Genomic DNA, 521 nt, shown 5'->3' on the forward strand with positions numbered 1-521 from the left:
CCGGCTGCGGGCCGCGATGGCCGACCACGGGGCCGAACCGGCCTGGAAGACGCTGCTGCACCGGCTGCGCACCGCCTCGCCGGACTTCGAGGAGCTGTGGGCCCGCCACGAGGTCGCGGCGGCGGGCAACGGGGTCAAGCGGTTCCTGGTCCCCGAGGCCGGGCTGATCCGGTTCGAGTACACCAGTCTCTGGCTCGGCCCCCGGCCCGGCAGCCGGCTGGTGGCCTACACGCCGCGCGACCAGGAGAGCCGGGAGAAGCTGCTGCGGCTGGACGCTGAGCCGAGTGGGGGACAATGAAGAGTCCGTCCGCCGACCACCGAGGACCTGCCGCGCCATGACGACCACGCCCGTTGCACCGACGCCCGAGTTCAAGCCGTTGAACATCGGGCCGATGGAGGTCTGGCCGCCCGTGGTGCTGGCGCCGATGGCCGGGATCACCAACGCCCCGTTTCGCACCCTGTGCCGGGAGCAGAGCGGCGGCAAGGGCCTGTACGTGAGCGAGCTGATCACCACCCGGGCA

At 72.4% G+C, this 521-nt stretch carries 2 protein-coding genes; both read left to right on the forward strand.

What is annotated here, in order from left to right:
- On the forward strand, positions 1 to 298 hold a 298-nt coding region (locus ABD323_RS45370; protein WP_486327203.1), incomplete at its 5' end, for an MmyB family transcriptional regulator.
- Between the two features lie 37 nt (positions 299 to 335).
- On the forward strand, positions 336 to 521 hold a 186-nt coding region (locus tag ABD323_RS45375), incomplete at its 3' end, for a tRNA-dihydrouridine synthase (protein WP_344447771.1).

Origin of the sequence: Kitasatospora nipponensis, from assembly GCF_039528135.1 — a bacterium.
Taxonomy (GTDB): Bacteria; Actinomycetota; Actinomycetes; order Streptomycetales; family Streptomycetaceae; genus Kitasatospora; species Kitasatospora nipponensis.